15 protein-coding genes and 2 pseudogenes are annotated in these 15687 nt (G+C 66.1%); 7 read left to right on the top strand and 10 right to left on the bottom strand.

Features of this window, described 5'->3' with window-relative positions; genetic code table 11:
* Positions 1-80: 80 nt before the first annotated feature.
* The 5 genes and pseudogenes from HT579_15010 to HT579_15030 form a co-directional block, all read right to left on the bottom strand.
* Positions 81-1016, bottom strand: a complete 936-nt coding sequence (locus HT579_15010; GenBank protein ID QKS30119.1) for a CysB family HTH-type transcriptional regulator — start codon at positions 1014-1016, stop codon at positions 81-83.
* A gap of 9 nt (positions 1017-1025) precedes the next feature.
* Entirely contained in the window at positions 1026-2093 is a 1068-nt protein-coding gene (locus HT579_15015) for a sulfate ABC transporter ATP-binding protein (protein ID QKS30120.1), read from the bottom strand.
* Positions 2090-2989, bottom strand: a complete 900-nt coding sequence (gene cysW / locus HT579_15020; protein ID QKS30121.1) for a sulfate ABC transporter permease subunit CysW — start codon at positions 2987-2989, stop codon at positions 2090-2092. Before cysW ends, HT579_15015 begins: the two co-directional genes overlap by 4 nt.
* 1 nt (position 2990) lies before the next feature.
* Positions 2991-3826, bottom strand: a pseudogene (gene cysT / locus HT579_15025) (sulfate ABC transporter permease subunit CysT).
* Positions 3827-4015: 189 nt separating this feature from the next.
* Positions 4016-5026, bottom strand: a complete 1011-nt coding sequence (locus HT579_15030) for a sulfate ABC transporter substrate-binding protein (GenBank protein ID QKS30122.1) — start codon at positions 5024-5026, stop codon at positions 4016-4018.
* Positions 5027-5140: 114 nt separating this feature from the next.
* Here HT579_15030 and HT579_15035 point away from each other — a divergent pair.
* Both HT579_15035 and cysK read left to right on the top strand, forming a co-directional pair.
* Positions 5141-5320, top strand: a pseudogene (locus HT579_15035) (rhodanese-like domain-containing protein).
* 244 nt (positions 5321-5564) lie between these two features.
* Positions 5565-6542, top strand: coding sequence for a cysteine synthase A (cysK, locus tag HT579_15040; protein ID QKS30123.1), 978 nt, complete (start codon positions 5565-5567; stop codon positions 6540-6542).
* A 134-nt stretch (positions 6543-6676) separates the two neighbouring features.
* On the opposite strand, the gene HT579_15045 is transcribed toward cysK, so the two are convergent.
* Together HT579_15045 and HT579_15050 are read right to left on the bottom strand one after the other, a co-directional pair.
* Positions 6677-7504 carry a sulfite exporter TauE/SafE family protein gene (locus tag HT579_15045; GenBank protein QKS30124.1) on the bottom strand — a complete coding sequence of 276 codons (828 nt, stop codon included), beginning with the start codon at positions 7502-7504 and terminating at the stop codon, positions 6677-6679.
* A 7-nt stretch (positions 7505-7511) separates the two neighbouring features.
* Positions 7512-8378, bottom strand: a complete 867-nt coding sequence (locus HT579_15050; protein ID QKS30125.1) for an MBL fold metallo-hydrolase — start codon at positions 8376-8378, stop codon at positions 7512-7514.
* A gap of 174 nt (positions 8379-8552) precedes the next feature.
* Here HT579_15050 and HT579_15055 point away from each other — a divergent pair, with 174 nt between their 5' ends.
* From HT579_15055 to HT579_15075, 5 genes are read left to right on the top strand one after another with little or no spacing between them, the layout of a single operon-like run.
* Positions 8553-8852 (top strand): helix-turn-helix transcriptional regulator, encoded by a 300-nt coding sequence (locus tag HT579_15055; GenBank protein QKS31655.1) that lies wholly within the window; start codon positions 8553-8555, stop codon positions 8850-8852.
* On the top strand, positions 8852-9286 hold the full coding sequence (locus HT579_15060) for a YeeE/YedE family protein (protein QKS31656.1): 435 nt from the start codon (positions 8852-8854) through the stop codon (positions 9284-9286). Before HT579_15055 ends, HT579_15060 begins: the two co-directional genes overlap by 1 nt.
* 9 nt (positions 9287-9295) lie before the next feature.
* Positions 9296-9742: a YeeE/YedE family protein gene (locus HT579_15065; GenBank protein ID QKS30126.1), complete on the top strand. Its 447-nt coding sequence runs from the start codon at positions 9296-9298 to the stop codon at positions 9740-9742.
* Between the two features lie 30 nt (positions 9743-9772).
* Positions 9773-10165, top strand: a complete 393-nt coding sequence (locus HT579_15070; protein ID QKS30127.1) for an OsmC family protein — start codon at positions 9773-9775, stop codon at positions 10163-10165.
* Positions 10166-10185: 20 nt separating this feature from the next.
* Positions 10186-10752 carry a DUF3365 domain-containing protein gene (locus tag HT579_15075; GenBank protein ID QKS30128.1) on the top strand — a complete coding sequence of 189 codons (567 nt, stop codon included), beginning with the start codon at positions 10186-10188 and terminating at the stop codon, positions 10750-10752.
* A gap of 356 nt (positions 10753-11108) precedes the next feature.
* Here the strand turns inward: HT579_15075 and HT579_15080 are convergent, their stop codons facing one another.
* The 3 genes from HT579_15080 to HT579_15090 all read right to left on the bottom strand — a co-directional run bounded on the left by HT579_15080 (position 11109) and on the right by HT579_15090 (position 15483).
* Positions 11109-13856 (bottom strand): mechanosensitive ion channel, encoded by a 2748-nt coding sequence (locus HT579_15080; protein QKS30129.1) that lies wholly within the window; start codon positions 13854-13856, stop codon positions 11109-11111.
* Between the two features lie 94 nt (positions 13857-13950).
* The gene (locus HT579_15085; GenBank protein QKS30130.1) at positions 13951-14886 is read right to left on the bottom strand and encodes a transporter; all 936 of its coding nucleotides are present in this window, start codon (positions 14884-14886) and stop codon (positions 13951-13953) included.
* Positions 14887-14925: 39 nt separating this feature from the next.
* Positions 14926-15483, bottom strand: a complete 558-nt coding sequence (locus tag HT579_15090) for a hypothetical protein (protein QKS30131.1) — start codon at positions 15481-15483, stop codon at positions 14926-14928.
* Between the last annotated feature and the right edge of the window lie 204 nt (positions 15484-15687).

A 15687-nucleotide genomic window follows, 5' to 3' on the forward strand; every position in this document is an offset into this window, starting at 1 on the left:
GCAACCCAGGTGCCGTGTGCTTGCGGCAGCCCTGCGCAGGAAAGTGCGGCGAACGCCGGGCGCCGCCATCCGGATGCCGATCAATCGCTCCCGTTCTGCTTCTGGATTGCCGCCTTGAGCCGTTCCTCGCCGACGTCGGGACACACCTTTTCGATGAACGCCAGAGCATAGCTGCGCAGATAGATGCCACGACGCACCGCCAGGCGGGTTGTGCTGCGAGGAAACAGTTGCGGTGCGGCGATCAGCGCCAGGTTGCGGTCCTTGGAGGCGTCGTACGCCATCGAAGCCACGATGCCGACTCCCAGCTCAAGCTCCACATAGGTCTTGATGACGTCTGCGTCGATCGCCGAGAGCACGATGTCGGGAACGACACCGGCGTCGGCAAAGGCCTTGTCGATCAGTGTCCGGCCAGTGAATCCCTCCTGATAGGTGATGATCGGGTACTCGCCAATCACCTCCAGCGTCAGCTCCCCGACCTGCAGCAGAGGGTGGCCGTAGGGAACGATCAGCGCGTGATGCCAGTGATAGAACGGAAAGGTCACCAGTTCCGGCACAAGGTCCAGCTTTTCGGTGGCGATTCCGACATCGGCCTCGCCGGAAACGAGCAGGTCGGCGATCTCGCCCGGGCTGCCCTGATGCAGCGCGAGGTGCACCCTGGGATAGTCGGTCTTGAACCACTTGATGATCTGTGGCAGCGCGTAACGCGCCTGTGTATGGGTAGTGGCGACGACGAAGTGGCCCGTCTCCCGACTCGCGAACTGGTCGGCGATGCGGCGCAGGTTCTGGGTGTCGAGCAGGATGCGGTCGACGACCTCGGCCAGTTCCTTGCCTGGCTCGGTCAGCCCCAGCAAGCGCTTGCCGCGGCGCAAGAAGATCTCGATGCCGAGTTCGTCCTCGAGATCCTTGATGTGTTTGCTGACCCCGGGCTGTGAGGTGTAGAGGGCGTTCGCGACCTCGGTGAGGTTGAAATCCTGCCGCAGTGTTTCGCGGATGATGCGCAATTGCTGAAAGTTCATGGAATTGCCTCAGGCTGCCAGTGCTTCGGCCTGGAAGACGCGAATGTGACGTGGTCGGAGGGAAACCTGGTCGCCCTCCGCGAGCCCGAGCAGCTGGAAGGCATCGCGCGCGATGGTGACTTCGATCACCTCGCCATCGACCCGGCTCACTTCGATCTGCGCGCTGGGTCCGACCGCGGCCACGCGCAGGATTCGCGCCGGCAGGCCACCCTCCGCCTGCCAGCCCGGAACGAGATCGAACTCGTGCGGCCGCACGAAGGCCACCGCGCTGCCCTCGCTGCCGCCGCCCGCGCCGAGAGCCAGTGCGTGTTCGCCGAGATGCAGGTGCCCATCCTCGACCCGGCCGTGGAAGAGATTGACCGAACCGAGAAAGTTGGCGACGAACGGGGTCGCCGGATGGTCATACACGGCCTCCGGCGTGCCGATCTGCTCGACCTTGCCCTTGTTGATCACCACCACCCGGTCAGCCACCTCGAGCGCCTCCTCCTGATCGTGCGTGACGAAGACGCTGGTCGCATGGATTTCGTCGTGCAACTGGCGCAGCCAGCGCCGCAGCTCCTTGCGCACCTTCGCGTCGAGGGCGCCGAAGGGCTCGTCAAGAAGCAGCACCTTCGGCTCCACCGCCAGCGCGCGCGCCAGGGCGATCCGCTGCCGCTGGCCGCCGGACAGTTGCGGCGGAAAACGGTCGGCGAGCCAGTCGAGCTGGACCAGTTCCAGCAGCCTTTTCACTCGCCGCCGGATCTCGGCCTCGGCGACGCGCTCGCGTCGCGGCCTGACGCGCAGGCCGAAAGCCACATTGTCAGCGATGCTCATGTGGCGGAAGAGCGCATAGTGCTGGAAGACGAAGCCGACCCGTCGTTCGCGGACATGGCGGGTCGACGCATCATCACCGTCGAGCAGGATCTGGCCACGATCGGCATAATCCAGACCGGCGATGATGCGCAACAGAGTGGTCTTGCCGCAGCCCGAGGGGCCAAGAAGGGCGACCAGCTCACCGGAAGGAATGTCGATCGAGACATCGTCGAGCGCCTGGAACGCTCCGAACTGCTTGCTGATGTTGCGGATGGAAATACTCATGTCTCACTCTCCGAGGTGGCGGCAATTTCCTGCAACTGCCGGCGCGTCTGCCTTTCGACCAGCGTCTTCAGTGCCAGCGTGACGATGGCGAGCAGCGCCAGAAGCGAAGCGACGGCAAAGGCGGCGGCGTAGTTGTATTCGTTGTAGAGGATTTCGACATACAACGGCATCGTGTTGGTCTGGCCGCGAATGTGTCCAGAGACCACCGAGACCGCGCCGAACTCGCCCATCGCGCGGGCATTGCAGAGGATCACCCCGTACAGCAGCCCCCACTTGATGTTGGGCAGGGTGGTGTACCAGAACACCTGCCAGCCGGAGGCGCCGAGGACCACTGCCGCTTCTTCCTCCTCGCTCCCCTGCGCTTCCATCAGAGGAATCAGTTCGCGCGCAACGAAGGGAAAGGTGACGAAGGTGGTCGCCAGGACGATGCCGGGCACGGCAAAGATGATCCGGATGTCGTGCTCCTGCAACCAGGGACCGAACCAGCCCTGGGCGCCGAAGAGCAGGACGTAGATCAAGCCGGAAATGACCGGCGAGACGGAAAACGGCAGATCGATGAAGGTGATCAACAGGCGCTTGCCGCGAAACTCGAACTTGGCGATCGACCACGCGGCAGCGACGCCAAAGACGAGGTTCAACGGAACGGCAACGGCCGCGGTGATCAGCGTCAGCCTGATCGCATCCCACGCGTCGCGGTTGACCAGCGCTTCCAGATATGCGCCCCAGCCCTTCCGCAGGGCCTCGCCGAAGACCGTGCCCAGGGGCAGCAGCAGGAAGACGGCGAAGAAGCTCAGGGCGACACTGATCAGCACGACCTTGACCCAGGCAGGCTCGCGGGTGCTTGCCGTTTCGGCACGCTCCAGACTGCCCGCGTGCAGCGCAATGGTCGTGCTCATCTCAGGCTCCCCTCGTGTGACGATGATGCATCCAGCCCTGCAGGCCATTGATGATCAGCAGGAGAACAAAGGAAAAGATCAGCATCACCGAGGCAACCGCCGTCGCCCCGGCGTAGTCGTACTGCTCGAGCTTGGTGATGATCAGCAGCGGTGTGATCTCCGACACCATCGGCACGTTGCCCGCGATGAAGATCACCGAGCCGTACTCACCGACGGCGCGGGCGAAAGCCATCGCGAAACCGGTCAGCAGCGCGGGCGCGATGTGCGGCAGGATGATGCGCAGAAAGGTCTGCCCGCGCGAGGCGCCAAGCCCGGCGGCAGCCTCCTCGACCTCTTTTTCCAGGTCGGCCAGAACCGGCTGCACGGTCCGCACAACAAACGGCAGGCCGATGAAGACCAGTGCCAGCAGGACACCGTTTGGCGTGTATGCGATCTCGATGCCCCATGGCTCCAGCAACTCGCCGACCGGGCCGTTCTCGGAATAGATCGTCGCCAGTGCGATGCCGGCGACCGCCGTCGGCAGGGCGAACGGGAGATCGACCAGCGCATCGATCAGGCTCTTGCCGGGAAAGCGGTAGCGGACCAGGACCCAGGCGAAAATCAGGCCGAATACGACGTTGATCGCGGCGGCGAGAAGCGAGGCGCCGAAGCTGAGTTGATAGGAAGCCACGACGCGCGGGTGCTGACGGCGGCCCAGAAAGCATCCAGGCCCATCGTGAGAGTCTTGGTCCCCACCGCGGTCAGCGGGATGAGCACGACCAGAGTCAGATAGACCAGGGTGTAGCCCATCGCCAGGCCGAACCCGGGCAAGGGGCTGAAACGCTTCACGCTGGCCATGTGCGCCTCCTGAAGGACAGATCCTGATTCATCGCCGATTCCTGTTGCACCGCAACATTCGCTGCGCAAAGTCTAGAGTTGACGGTCATGGCTGGCAAATACCGAATCGTGACAAGCTCATTCACCGTCCGCATGAGGACGAGGCGGATGCCGCAAGGCCACCCGCTTCGCTGTGCCACCGCGAAGCCCTCAGCGCTTGCCGCCGGGAACGTAGATCTGGTCGAAGACGCCGCCGTCCGAGAAGTGAACCTTCTGCGCGTTGCGCCAGCCGCCGAAGACCTTGTCAACCGTTATCAGCCTGGTCTTGACGAACTGCTTCGAGTACTTCGCCGCAACCTGCGCATCCGTCGGGCGGTAGAAATGCCTGGCGGCCAGTTCCTGTCCCTGCGGGGAATACAGGTACTCGAGGTAGGCCTGGGCCACCTTGCGCGTGCCACGCTTGTCGACCACCCGGTCGATGATCGTCACTGGCGGCTCGGCAAGGATCGACAGCGACGGCGTGACGATTTCCAGCTTGTCGGCGCCGGCTTCCTTGAGCGACAGATAGGCTTCGTTCTCCCAGGCGAGGAGCACGTCGCCGATGCCGCGCTCGACGAAGCTCGTCGTCGAGCCACGTGCTCCGGAGTCGAGCACCTTCACATTGCGATAGAGCTGGCCGACGAACTCCCTCGCCTTGGCTTCGTTGCCGCCCGGCTGCTCGAGTGCATAGGCCCACGCGGCCAGGTAGTTCCAGCGCGCGCCCCCGGACGTCTTGGGGTTCGGTGTGATGATCGAGACGCCCGGCTTCACCAGATCGTTCCAGTCCCTGATTCCCTTGGGATTGCCCTTGCGCACCAAGAAGACGATCGTCGAGGTGTAGGGCGAGGAGTTGTGCGGCAGACGCTTCTGCCACTCCGACGGTATGAGCCCGGCGTCGGCGATGGCATCGATATCGTAGGCAAGGGCCAGCGTCACGACATCAGCCTGGAGGCCCTCGATCACGGCGCGGGCCTGCTTGCCGGCGCCGCCGTGCGACTGGTTGATGGTGACGGCATCGCCAGCCTTGGCCTTCCAGTGTTTGGCGAAAGCATCGTCGAACTCCTTGTAGAACTCCCGGGTGGGGTCGTAGGAGACGTTCAGCAGGGAGACGTCGGCTGCGACAGCGCTGCCGACAAGCAGAGCACTCGCCAGCAGGCCGGCGAGAAGACTTTTCAGTTTCATCAGGGTTCCGTTGCAGTGGGTGGGGCGCGCAGTTTAGGAATGCTGCAGCCTGCAGTGAACGAATCTTTGCTTATGAGCTTATTCAGGAACGTCCGGACGGAGGCTGATTTCACTGCCCTTCTCGGTGCGGACAAGGACAAGCCGGTGGTGTTCTACTGCGGCTTTGTCAAATGCACTCGTAGCGACAACGGTGCGACGTGGGCGCGCAAGCCTGTCTATACGCAGGTCTATCGCGTCCCCCGCGGCCTTTTCGCCTGGAAAGGTGCCGGTTATCCACTCGAAGCGGTGGAGTAGCTTCAGCCAGCGAGTGGGGCACGGGCGCCGCCCCGCGCGGCAGCACAAAGCCTCGGCTCGCCGGAGGTGTTGGCCAGACGACACGGCTGGATCCACCTGGTGCGCATAAGTACAGAAGAAGTTCGTCTTTGCGTGGCGCGGTACGGCGGCTAAGCTTGGCGACTACGTGCTGAACGAGCCATGGCAGGCCGCCGATCACCGGCCGCCTGCCATCCCGACACCATCGCCAACCAAGGAGATCCGCATGTCCAGATGGTATGCAGACAATTCCCTTTCCATCGGCCGCACGCCGCTGGTCAAGCTCAATCGACTCGCCGAAGGCGCGCCGGCCAGTGTCTTCGCCAAGATCGAGGGACGCAACCCCGCCTATTCGGTCAAGTGCCGGATTGGCGCCGCGATGATCTGGGACGCGGAGCAGCGGGGCCTGCTGGGCCCAGGCAAGGAACTGGTCGAACCGACCAGCGGCAACACCGGCATCGCGCTGGCCTTCGTCGCTGCGGCACGCGGCATTCCCCTGACGCTGACCATGCCGGAAACCATGAGTCTCGAGAGGCGCAAGCTGCTGGTGGCCTATGGCGCCAGGCTGATCCTGACCGAAGGCGCCAAGGGCATGAGCGGCGCGATTGCCAAGGCCGAAGAGATCGTCGAGTCCGACCCGGGCCGCCATGTGCTGCTGCAGCAGTTCAAGAACCCGGCCAATCCGGCGATTCATGAGAGCACCACCGGCCCGGAGATATGGGACGATACCGACGGCGACATCGACATCTTCGTCGCCGGGGTAGGGACGGGCGGCACGATCACCGGCGTCTCGCGTTACATCAAGAATACCCGTCGCAAAGCCATTCTCTCGGTGGCAGTCGAGCCCTCCGCCAGCCCCGTGCTCACGCAGACGCGCGCCGGCGAAGTGCCCAGGCCCGGGCCACACAAGATCCAGGGGATCGGTGCCGGCTTCGTACCGCAGGTGCTGGACCTCTCGCTGGTCGACATCATCGAACAGGTGTCGAACGAAGAGGCTGTCGACTACGCCCGCCGCCTCGCCAGGGAAGAAGGCATCCTCGCCGGAATCTCCTGTGGCGCGGCGGTGGCAGCGGCGCTTCGCCATGCCAGGAAGGCTGAAAATGCCGGCAAGACCATTGTCGTCGTGCTGCCCGATTCGGGAGAGCGCTACCTGAGTTCGGTGCTGTTCGACGGCGTGTTCGACGCCACGGGCCAAGCCTTTTAAGGCCACCGCAGCGGGACGCCGTCGGCCGGACAGCGCCGGTGTCGCCGACAATGGCACTTCGCGCCTGGCTGCAACATCGTGCACGCGGCGCTTGCCCACGACACGCCCTGATCCCTGCCAGTCCGGCCGGGCGATCAAAGGATGGCGCTGACGACGCGTCCGATCAACAAGCCAGCGACGATCAGGCAGAGAACGGCAAAGCTCTGCTGCAGGCGTCTGCCGGCAAAGCGCGCTGCAAGCGCCCGGCCGAGCAGCAGGCCAGCGATCGCACCACCGCCGAAAGGCAAGGCGAGGGACCAGACGATGCTGCCGGCCGCCGCGGCTGCCGCGATGCCGCCGACCGAAACCAGCGTCATGACGCCGAGCGAGGTGGCGATGACGCTCGCAATCGGCAGATCGGAGTAGCGGGTCAGCGCGGGCACGATGACGAAGCCACCACCGACGCCCAGCAGACCGCTCAGCAGGCCGCTCAGCAGGCCGGTTCCACCCAGCGCGCGGGCGCAGGGCAGATTCCAGTCGAATCGTCCGACATCCGGGTTCAGCCGGCACGGTTGGGGCTCGCTGGCCGACGCGGCAACGTCCGGCCGTGGGCGCGCGCGCCGCAGCGCTCGCCAGCCCGTCCAGCCGAGCAGCAGGGCAAACGCCAGCGTCAGCGGCTGATTCGGGATGTGCCGTGCGAGGAAGACTCCTGCCGGCACCGTGAGCAGCCCACAGGCGCCGATCAGCGCGGCGGCCCGGTAGCGCAGGATCCCTTGGCGCAGACCGAGCAGTGCGCCAAGACCAGCGGCCAGGCCGACCGCCAGCAGGCCGATCGGACCGGCCTGCTGAATGGGCAGGCCAAGCCCGAAGACCAGCAGCGGCACGCCAATGATGCCACCGCCGGCACCGGTCAGGGCGAGGACCAGCCCGACAGCCGCACCGAGCAGCGGGGCGATGATTGCGGGGTCGCTCAGTATCGGCATCGTCGGCTCAGATCGTGTTGAGCGGGATCTTGAGGTAGCGCGTACCGTTCTCCTCGGGTTCGGGCAGCCGGCCGCAGCGCATATTCACCTGTACCGCGGGCAGCAACAGTACCGGCACCGCCAGCGTCGCATCGCGGCGGCGCCGCAGGTCAGCGAATTCGTCCTCGCTGACGCCGTCGTGCACGTGAATGTTGCTGCGGCACTGTTCGCCAACGGTGCTGACGAAGGAGTGTGGCCGTTCGGCCGGCGGATAGTCGTGGCAGAGGTAGAGCCGGGTCGCCGCCGGCAGCGCGAGCAGGCGGCGCAGCGAACGATAGAGGGTGCGCGCGTCGCCACCCGGGAAGTCGCAGCGGGCGGTGCCGGTATCGGGCATGAACAGGGTATCGCCGACGAAGACCGCCTGCTCGTCACCATCGGTGAACACGTAACTGGCACAGGCTGGGGTGTGGCCGGGGGTGTGCATGACCGTGATGCTCAGCCTGCCGACCGTGATCGTCTCGCCATCGGCAAGGAGATGGTCGAACTGGCTGCCGTCGGTGGCGAAGCCCGGTCCGGCGTTGAACAGCTTGCCGAACACGTCCTGCACGACGACCACCTGCCGGCCGATGGCTGTCCGGCCGCCGAGCTTCTCCTTGAGGTAGGCGGCGGCCGAAAGGTGATCGGCATGAACGTGCGTCTCGAGGATCCACTCGACGCGGGCACCCGTGTCGGCGACACGGCGAACCAGCCGGTCGGCATTGTCGGTTCTGATCCGTGCCGCCTGCGGATCGTAGTCGAGGACGCTGTCGACGATGACGCAACGCGTTCGGTCAGCATCGAACACAAGGAAAGTGTTGCTGCTCGTCGCCGGATCGAAAAAGGCTTCAATGTGCATGGCGGTCTTCCTTGGTGAGCGGCTGGCGCCGTGCAACCACCGCCGAGCAGCGGTCCCGTATCGGCCAGCCAAAACAATCTGTTGACACACATAATACTTCTCTACATAATATTGTCAAGTAGAACTTTTTGGAGAGATCGAGCCATGGACACCGCAACCCTGGATATCGAATCGATGCGCGCCGCGGCTGGCCGGGCGACGGCCGTCCTCGGCGTGCTGGCCAACGCCAACCGACTGCTGCTGATGTGCCAGCTCAGTCAGGGCGAGAAGTGCGTCGGCGAACTCGAGGAACTGCTCGACCTGCACCAGCCGACGCTGTCGCAGCAACTCGGCGTTCTGCGCAGCGAGGGACTGGTAAGCACCCGGCGTGACGGCAAGAAGATCTACTACTCGGTCGCCGACCCGCGGGTGCTCGCCCTGCTCGGCACCCTCTATGAACTGTACTGCCCGCAAGCGGGGAACGACAACCCATGATCACCATCGACTGGCTGCACTTCACACCCGCCAGCGCCCTTGCCGGCGGCCTGCTGATCGGCCTCGCGGCGGCGCTGCTGATTCTTCTCGAAGGACGCATCGCCGGCATCAGCGGGATCGTCGGCGGCTTGCTGCAACCGCTGCGGGCAGGCGACTTCGCCTGGCGGCTGGCTTTCGCCCTCGGGCTGGTGGCAGCGCCCCTGCTTTGCCAGGCGCTTGCCGAGTTGCCGCCGAGCCGCATCGATGGCGGTTGGGCAACGCTCGTCGTCGCCGGCCTGCTGGTCGGCTTCGGAAGCCGGCTCGGTTCGGGCTGTACCAGCGGCCATGGCGTCTGCGGGCTGTCGCGCCTGTCGCCGCGCTCGCTGGTAGCCACCATCGTCTTCATGACCGCCGGTTTCGTGACCGTCTTCGCCGGTCGCCATCTTTTCGCGTAGGAGCCCGGCATGAGCGTGCTGATTTCACTGCTGACGGGTCTCGTCTTCGGCTGCGGCCTGATCGTCTCCGGCATGAGCGATCCTGCCAAGGTGCTCGCCTTTCTCGACCTCGCCGGCGACTGGGATCCCTCTCTGGCGCTGGTCATGGCCGGGGCGATCGCCGTCGGCCTGGTGGCCTTCCGCATTGCCGGGCAGCGGCAGACCTCGCTACGCGGAAAGCCGCTGCAGCTGCCGACTGCCCGCCAGATCGACCGCCGGCTGCTGGCCGGCAGCGCGCTGTTCGGAATCGGCTGGGGTCTGGCGGGAATCTGCCCCGGACCGGCTCTCGTCCTGCTCGGTACCGGAGCCTCCAAGGCCTTCGTCTTCTTCCTCGCCATGCTTGCCGGCATGGCCATCTTCACCGCCTGCGAGCGCCTTTCGCGCGCGCGCGAGGCGCAGTCAGACGCGGGCAAGTGATCCGCGGTCCATCTTTATCAGGAGAGTTGAATGTATTCGGTCGATGTCGATGATTCGAAGGTGATTACCGTCAGCGGCGGCAAGCACAAGGTGAGCTACGCCGTGGATGGTTCGCTGATGAATCCGCTGGAAGCCTTCTACGCTGTGCTGGCGAGTTGCGCGGCGGTCTATGCGAAGAAGGAATGCAAGGCGATGGGCGTGTCTGCAGCCGGGATCCGGATCGGCTGCAAGCCCTTCGCCGGCCACGGCGGGCCACTGACATTGTCCCGCTTCCGCACCGAAGTCAGCTTTCCCGAGGACTTCTCCGCGGAACAGAGGGAACGTGTTCTCCAGGCGATCAACGATTGTGCCGTCAAGAAGATCGTCCAGACGGGTGCCGAGATTGCCTTCTCGGTCAGTGAAGCACCCGCCACCGTCTCCTGAACAAGCCGAGGACGCACGCCATGAAAGCAACTGTCGGCATCGCCCTGCTCGTCTGCACCGTGCCCGTCTGCGCCCAGGACCTGGCTGCGCTCACCGGCGAAACCCGGGCGACCGTGCTGCCCGTCATCCCGAAGGTCATCGCCACGATGCAGGAGGCGGTGGCCGCCGAGGGAGTCGCCGGCGCAATTCCAGTCTGCAAGGACCTGGCACCGCAGCTGATCGGCGCGAAGCGCGCCGAAACCGGCTGGGACATCCGGCGCGTCAGCCTGAAGACCCGCAACGCCGAGCGCGGTACGCCCGACGCGTGGGAAGCCGCACAGCTCGCCGATTTCGACCGCCGCGCAGCCAGCGGCGAAAAGCCGGAAACCATCGAGAAAAGCGAGATCGTCACCGTCAACGGGCGGCCCGTACTGCGCTACATGAAGGCACTGCCGGTGAGCGAGGTCTGCCTCGGCTGCCACGGTCCCGTTGACGGACTGGATGGCGAGCTGCGGCGGAAGCTCGCCGAGCACTACCCGAACGACCGCGCCACCGGTTACGCAAAGGGCCAGATCCGCGGTGCGCTGACGGTCAAACGCCCGCTCTGAACGAAGGCGTCGATCGCCGCCGCTAAGCCCGGCGGGGCCGCCACGCCGGGCCCCGCACTGCCGCAGGTGCTCAATGCGTTGCAGCGTGGCGGCGCTGGCCAGGACCGGCGAGACCCAGCGCCGTTGCCAGGAGCGCCAGCGATCCCGGCTCGGGAATCCCCTTCGAGGGGCGATCACTGCGAAGCTGATGGTGTCGATGCCGATGTTGCAGTCGGTTTCCCACCCGACGCAGGCGGTACTCGCACCAGGACTGGCGAGACCAAAGCCGGCATGGCGTGGCCCATTGAAGTCACACTGCACCGTCGTTGGCGAGGAGGTTCCGGTCAACTCCGTGGGACCCGTGCCGCCAGCCTCGGTCAGCGACCCGTTCCTGCTCCACCTGCACCGGACCCAACGACGGCGGCCAAGCCTTCGGGCAGCGAACGGATGTGCAGGTCGCGCTGCGGGAACGGGATGTCGATCCCGCGTTCCTGCAGTGCGCGCGAGATTCCCTGATTGATCTCGTGCTGCACGCGCAGGCGTTTGTCGAGCGCATCGACGAAGGCGCGGATCTCGAAGTCGAGCGAGCTGTCACCGAACGCCACCAGAAAGACCGACGGCGCCGGTTCGGGCAGCACGTCGGCGTTGCCCTGCACGACCTCGAGGATGACCCGCTGCACCAGCGCAATGTCGCTGCCGTAACCGACCCCGACCTTGATCAGCAGGCGGATGATCTGGTTCGACAGCGTCCAGTTGACGACATGGCTGGTGATGAAGGCCTTGTTCGGAATGATCACTTCCTTGTTGTCGAAGTCGATCACCGCCGTCGCGCGCGCGCGGATGCGCGCCACCTTGCCGGACACGTCGCCGACGGTGACCACGTCGCCGATGCGGATCGGCCGCTCGGCAAGGACGATCAGCCCGGAGACGAAGTTGGCGACGATCTCCTGCAGGCCGAAGCCGAGGCCGACACCCAGTGCCGCGACCAGCCACTGCACGTCCTCCCAGCCGACGCCGAGCAGGCGGCTGGCAGCGACGATGCCGATGGCCGCGATCGCGTAGCGGGTCATGACGGTGATCGCATAGGTGGCGTCGGCCTGCATGTCGAGGCGCTGCAGCAGGATGATGTCGAGCAGTGCACCGACGCGGCGGACGACGATGCCGGTGATCACCAGGACGACGATCGCCAGCAGCAGGCGCCCAACGGTGAGAGCGTGCGTGACCTCCTTGCCGCCGGCCTTTTCCGTGTAGCTCCACAGCTTGTAGTCGGTGATCACCCCCAGCGTCGCCACGGCATCACGCCATACCCACCACAGCCCGCCGACCAGTAGCAGGGTGACGACGAAGTCGAGCAGCGAGCGCGTCTCCTCGCCTAGCGCCGCGATGTCGAGACGCGGCCGCGGCACGCCGGCGGCGGCCGGCGCGACCGCAGCCGCCAATCCGGCTGCCCCCGGTGGCCGCCCCTCGCCAGCCCCGACACCGATCCGCTCGCACGCCAGCCGCTGCCGCTGAATCTGTACCCACAGGGCCATCAGCCCGTACAGGACAACCGCCGCAAGTACGAGGAAAAGCGAGTGGACGAGGCGGGAAAAGACGTAGCCGGCGGCGACGATGTAGCCGGCGAGCGCGAGTGCCGCCACGGCGCAGGGAACGCCGACGAGAAAGAGCATCCACACCGGACGCAGGCGCACCGCCCAACTGCGTGGCGCGTACTCGCGAAAGCGGCGCATCAACGCGCTGCCGGAAAGGAGGAGACGCAGGAAGAACAGGGCCACCGTCAACGCACTCAGACCGAGTGCCACGCGACCGAGGCTCTCTTCGTTGGCAAACGGTGCATGCGCCATGCCGTTCATTGCGGCGATGAGCATCAGCGGCACGAAGACGGTCGTCAGTCGGCGCAGGCCGTGCGCCGTGGCCGCCACCAGGCTGGCGTCCCAGCCGAAATGGCGGACGGCCACCCCCCTCGGGTCGAGCAGCCACGCACTGATGAGCAATGCCAGCAACAGCCGGCCGACGACGAGCAGCGCGTCCCCCAGCGCCGCGGTGAACGCCTGGCTGTCGGCCGCCCTCAGCAGCGGGCCGGCTGCCGTCCACATGAGGAGCGGCAGCGGCAGCGCGAGCAGGCAGGTGACCGCCAGCGCCGCCAGGGCGTGCCGGACCTTGTACCGATCGGCCGGCAACGCAGCCGGCGACAGGGCTTGCAGCAGACGCCGCAATCTGCCACGCAGGGCCAGCAGAAGTCCTGCCGTCAACACGGCTGCCGCTGGCCAGAGCGGCTGGCGCACGATTTCAGCGCGCAGCAACTCGACAGACTCCTGCCAATGGCTGGGAGAGAAGGTCCACCGGAGGGCGGGCCCAAGTTCGGCGAGAGTGCGCGCGCTCGGCGGCGCCGGCGTCCAGAACAGCAGCTCGGTCAGTTCCTGCCGCGCGGCATCGGCCTCCAGCAGCAGCGCGTCGGCCATCTCGCCGGCCTCGTTCAGCGTCTTGCGCAGCCTCTCCTGTTCCGCCGCCAGCCGCTGCAGGAGTTCGCTCTGCTGCCGCAACGCGGCCGCCAGCGCACGCAGCAGTTGCGGCCGTTCTTCCTCGCTGACGGGCGGGTGCGCCTTCGCCAGCAGCGTCGTGATCACCGCATCGGGATCTTCGAGCCGGTGCAGGGCACGCTCGACCGCCAGTTGGGAATCGCTGGCCGTGGCGAGAAGTTCGATGCGGCGCTGCCTGCTGGCCACCGCCTGCTCCGCGGTCGGCAGGCTGCGCAGATACTCCCGCAAGGTCTGCGCAAACTCCTGCCCCAACGCCTGCACGCTGGCCCGACGCTCGACCCAGCGCATCCTCTGTTCGAGATCGATCCGTTCCCGGCGAAGCTCGGCAAGTGCCTTGGCGGGTTCATTGACTGCCTGCACGGTCGCGGCAATGCTGGCCGAGATCTCGCCATTCCGGTCGGCGACGGCGCGCAGCGGGTCGACCGTCTGCGCCAGGCCGGCGCCCGACAGCAGCGCGCACAGCCAGGCGAGAAGCAGACGGACGACACCGGTCCATGCCGCGTCGTCGGCCGGACGTCGGTCGCCCGGCGCAATCCGGTGGCCGCAGCCAGGCGCCACCCGCCAGCGAGGCAGCGCCACCGTCATGCGCTCGGCTCGCGACACGGCAGGTCGCTGGCGGACGCCTGAGCCGACCGATCCGCTGGCGACTGCCTGGCAACGGCGGCCCGCTGCTGCCGTGTCACAGGCCGCCGCCCCAGCGGTACTGCCAGGCGATGCCGATCAGGTCGTAGTCGTTGCCGGTCCGCGACGAGACGCCGCTGCTGGCATAGAACTTGACGGAATTGTTGACATCGACGGGTAGTGCGAGCGTCGCTCCCAGCCGCCAGTTCTGCTGCAGATCCGAGTTCTCGACACCATCGATCGTCGTCCGACCGCCAGTGAAATAGGTCACGTCCAGCGACGCCCAGATGCCCGCAGGAAGACTGTAGATGGCGTGCCCCTGCAACGAGTAGATGGGATCCTGCTGCCGCCTGTTGCCGCCAAAGAAGTCGCGGTTTTCGGTGAACAGGGTCACTGCCGCCTGCGACTCCAGCGTCCACCGACCGTTCGCCTTTGAAATGCCCACTTCCGGCTTGAAAGACCAGCGATTGGTGCCGATGTTGACCACCCGCGTCGAGTCGTACTGGCTGGCAGGCGCCGACACCTGCAGGCTGGCACCGATGATCAGATCCTGCTCGTAATCCCTGAACTCGCGCAGCGACAGGGCGGGTGCACCGCAGAGGTTGACCGACAGGCGAAAACGCGGATCCGCCAGCCCGTCGACGATGCGCTCGACCGGCTCGCCGCGCACATGGGCGTTTCCCGACAGCCAGCTGTAGGGAAGGATGGCGTCGAACTTGGCCGACATGCCCCAGAGATCGAGAACCCGGGCGTAGGCGAAAACGGCGTTCGATGTCCTGAGTTCGGCGTTGCTGACCGGCAGTGCGCCGTCGAAGGGGACGGCCCCGGCGGTGTAGGCATAGCCGGCGATCAGGAAGTTGACGCCGACCGGCGCGTTCGAATAGGCGCGCGGCTCGATTTCCTGCGCGCACGCCAGGCTGCCGGCGACGCTGCCGGCGACGAGGGCGGGGAACCACCGGAACCTCCGACAGGCGGCTGCACGCGCGCGATGCATTGCCGCCCTCCCCTCAGTCTCCGCAGCGTGAACGACCGGCTAGTTCAGATCCTGGTCCTGCCAGAACTTGGTGCCGCGCACAGCGACCCCTGCCTGCAGGCCGTTCTTCGTCAGCGTGTAATAGGCGCTGCCGGGGCCACCGCCACCAGCGACGCCAGCCGACTTGCCGCTCGCACCCGCCTGCATGCCACCGCCACCGCCACCTTCCCAGCCCTTGCTGACGAACCAGTCAAGTGACTTGGCAGAGGCGAAGATGATCAGGGTCTCGCTCTCCGCGAGGCCGATCTCGGCGCCGGCACTCGCCTGTGCCATCGACATGTACGTGTCCTTGCCGCTCCGGTTGTTGTGCGCCAGACCCTTGCCACCGGCACCACCGACGAGGAAGCTCAGTCCGTAGGTGGTGAACACGGCGTAACCTGGTGCCTTCTCCACCTTGGCCTTGAGATCCGGTTGCGCGGCGTAGAACTTCGCCAGCGCAGCCTGCGTCACCTGGCGAATCTCGGCCTGTTTCGCGGCCTTGTCATCAGCCGCCACGGCACCGCCGGACAGCAGCGACAGGGTGATCATGCTGCCCAGCAGGATATGGTGCAGTTTCATGGGATCAGTCCTCATCAAAATGGCCGGGCCACCGGCAATCCGGGCATCCTATGCATGGCGTCGAAGGTCGTCAAGAAATACCTGCGCCGCTGTCGCCTGCAGCGAAAGCGGCGGCGAGGACCGCGATGGGCATCCCCGGGGGCGCATCCCTTGCTCGCAGCAGCGGCCGGCAGGAACCCTTCGGTACCGCTGGCTGCTCGGCGG

This window comes from Candidatus Accumulibacter similis, assembly GCA_013347225.1.
Taxonomy (GTDB): domain Bacteria; phylum Pseudomonadota; class Gammaproteobacteria; order Burkholderiales; family Rhodocyclaceae; genus Accumulibacter; species Accumulibacter similis.

Excerpts from the sequence above, each read along its gene's own strand:
- HT579_15080 (QKS30129.1), bottom strand. The coding sequence starts at position 13,856 with ATGACGGTGGCGCTGCCTCGCTGGCGGGTGGCGCCTGGCTGCGGCCAC.
- cysW (QKS30121.1), bottom strand. The coding sequence starts at position 2,989 with ATGAGCACGACCATTGCGCTGCACGCGGGCAGTCTGGAGCGTGCCGAA.
- HT579_15015 (QKS30120.1), bottom strand. The coding sequence starts at position 2,093 with ATGAGTATTTCCATCCGCAACATCAGCAAGCAGTTCGGAGCGTTCCAG.
- HT579_15070 (QKS30127.1), top strand. The coding sequence starts at position 9,773 with ATGTATTCGGTCGATGTCGATGATTCGAAGGTGATTACCGTCAGCGGC.
- HT579_15010 (QKS30119.1), bottom strand. The coding sequence starts at position 1,016 with ATGAACTTTCAGCAATTGCGCATCATCCGCGAAACACTGCGGCAGGAT.
- HT579_15030 (QKS30122.1), bottom strand. The coding sequence starts at position 5,026 with ATGAAACTGAAAAGTCTTCTCGCCGGCCTGCTGGCGAGTGCTCTGCTT.
- HT579_15085 (QKS30130.1), bottom strand. The coding sequence starts at position 14,886 with ATGCATCGCGCGCGTGCAGCCGCCTGTCGGAGGTTCCGGTGGTTCCCC.
- cysK (QKS30123.1), top strand. The coding sequence starts at position 5,565 with ATGTCCAGATGGTATGCAGACAATTCCCTTTCCATCGGCCGCACGCCG.
- HT579_15055 (QKS31655.1), top strand. The coding sequence starts at position 8,553 with ATGCGCGCCGCGGCTGGCCGGGCGACGGCCGTCCTCGGCGTGCTGGCC.
- HT579_15075 (QKS30128.1), top strand. The coding sequence starts at position 10,186 with ATGAAAGCAACTGTCGGCATCGCCCTGCTCGTCTGCACCGTGCCCGTC.
- HT579_15065 (QKS30126.1), top strand. The coding sequence starts at position 9,296 with ATGAGCGTGCTGATTTCACTGCTGACGGGTCTCGTCTTCGGCTGCGGC.
- HT579_15090 (QKS30131.1), bottom strand. The coding sequence starts at position 15,483 with ATGAAACTGCACCATATCCTGCTGGGCAGCATGATCACCCTGTCGCTG.
- HT579_15045 (QKS30124.1), bottom strand. The coding sequence starts at position 7,504 with ATGCCGATACTGAGCGACCCCGCAATCATCGCCCCGCTGCTCGGTGCG.
- HT579_15050 (QKS30125.1), bottom strand. The coding sequence starts at position 8,378 with ATGCACATTGAAGCCTTTTTCGATCCGGCGACGAGCAGCAACACTTTC.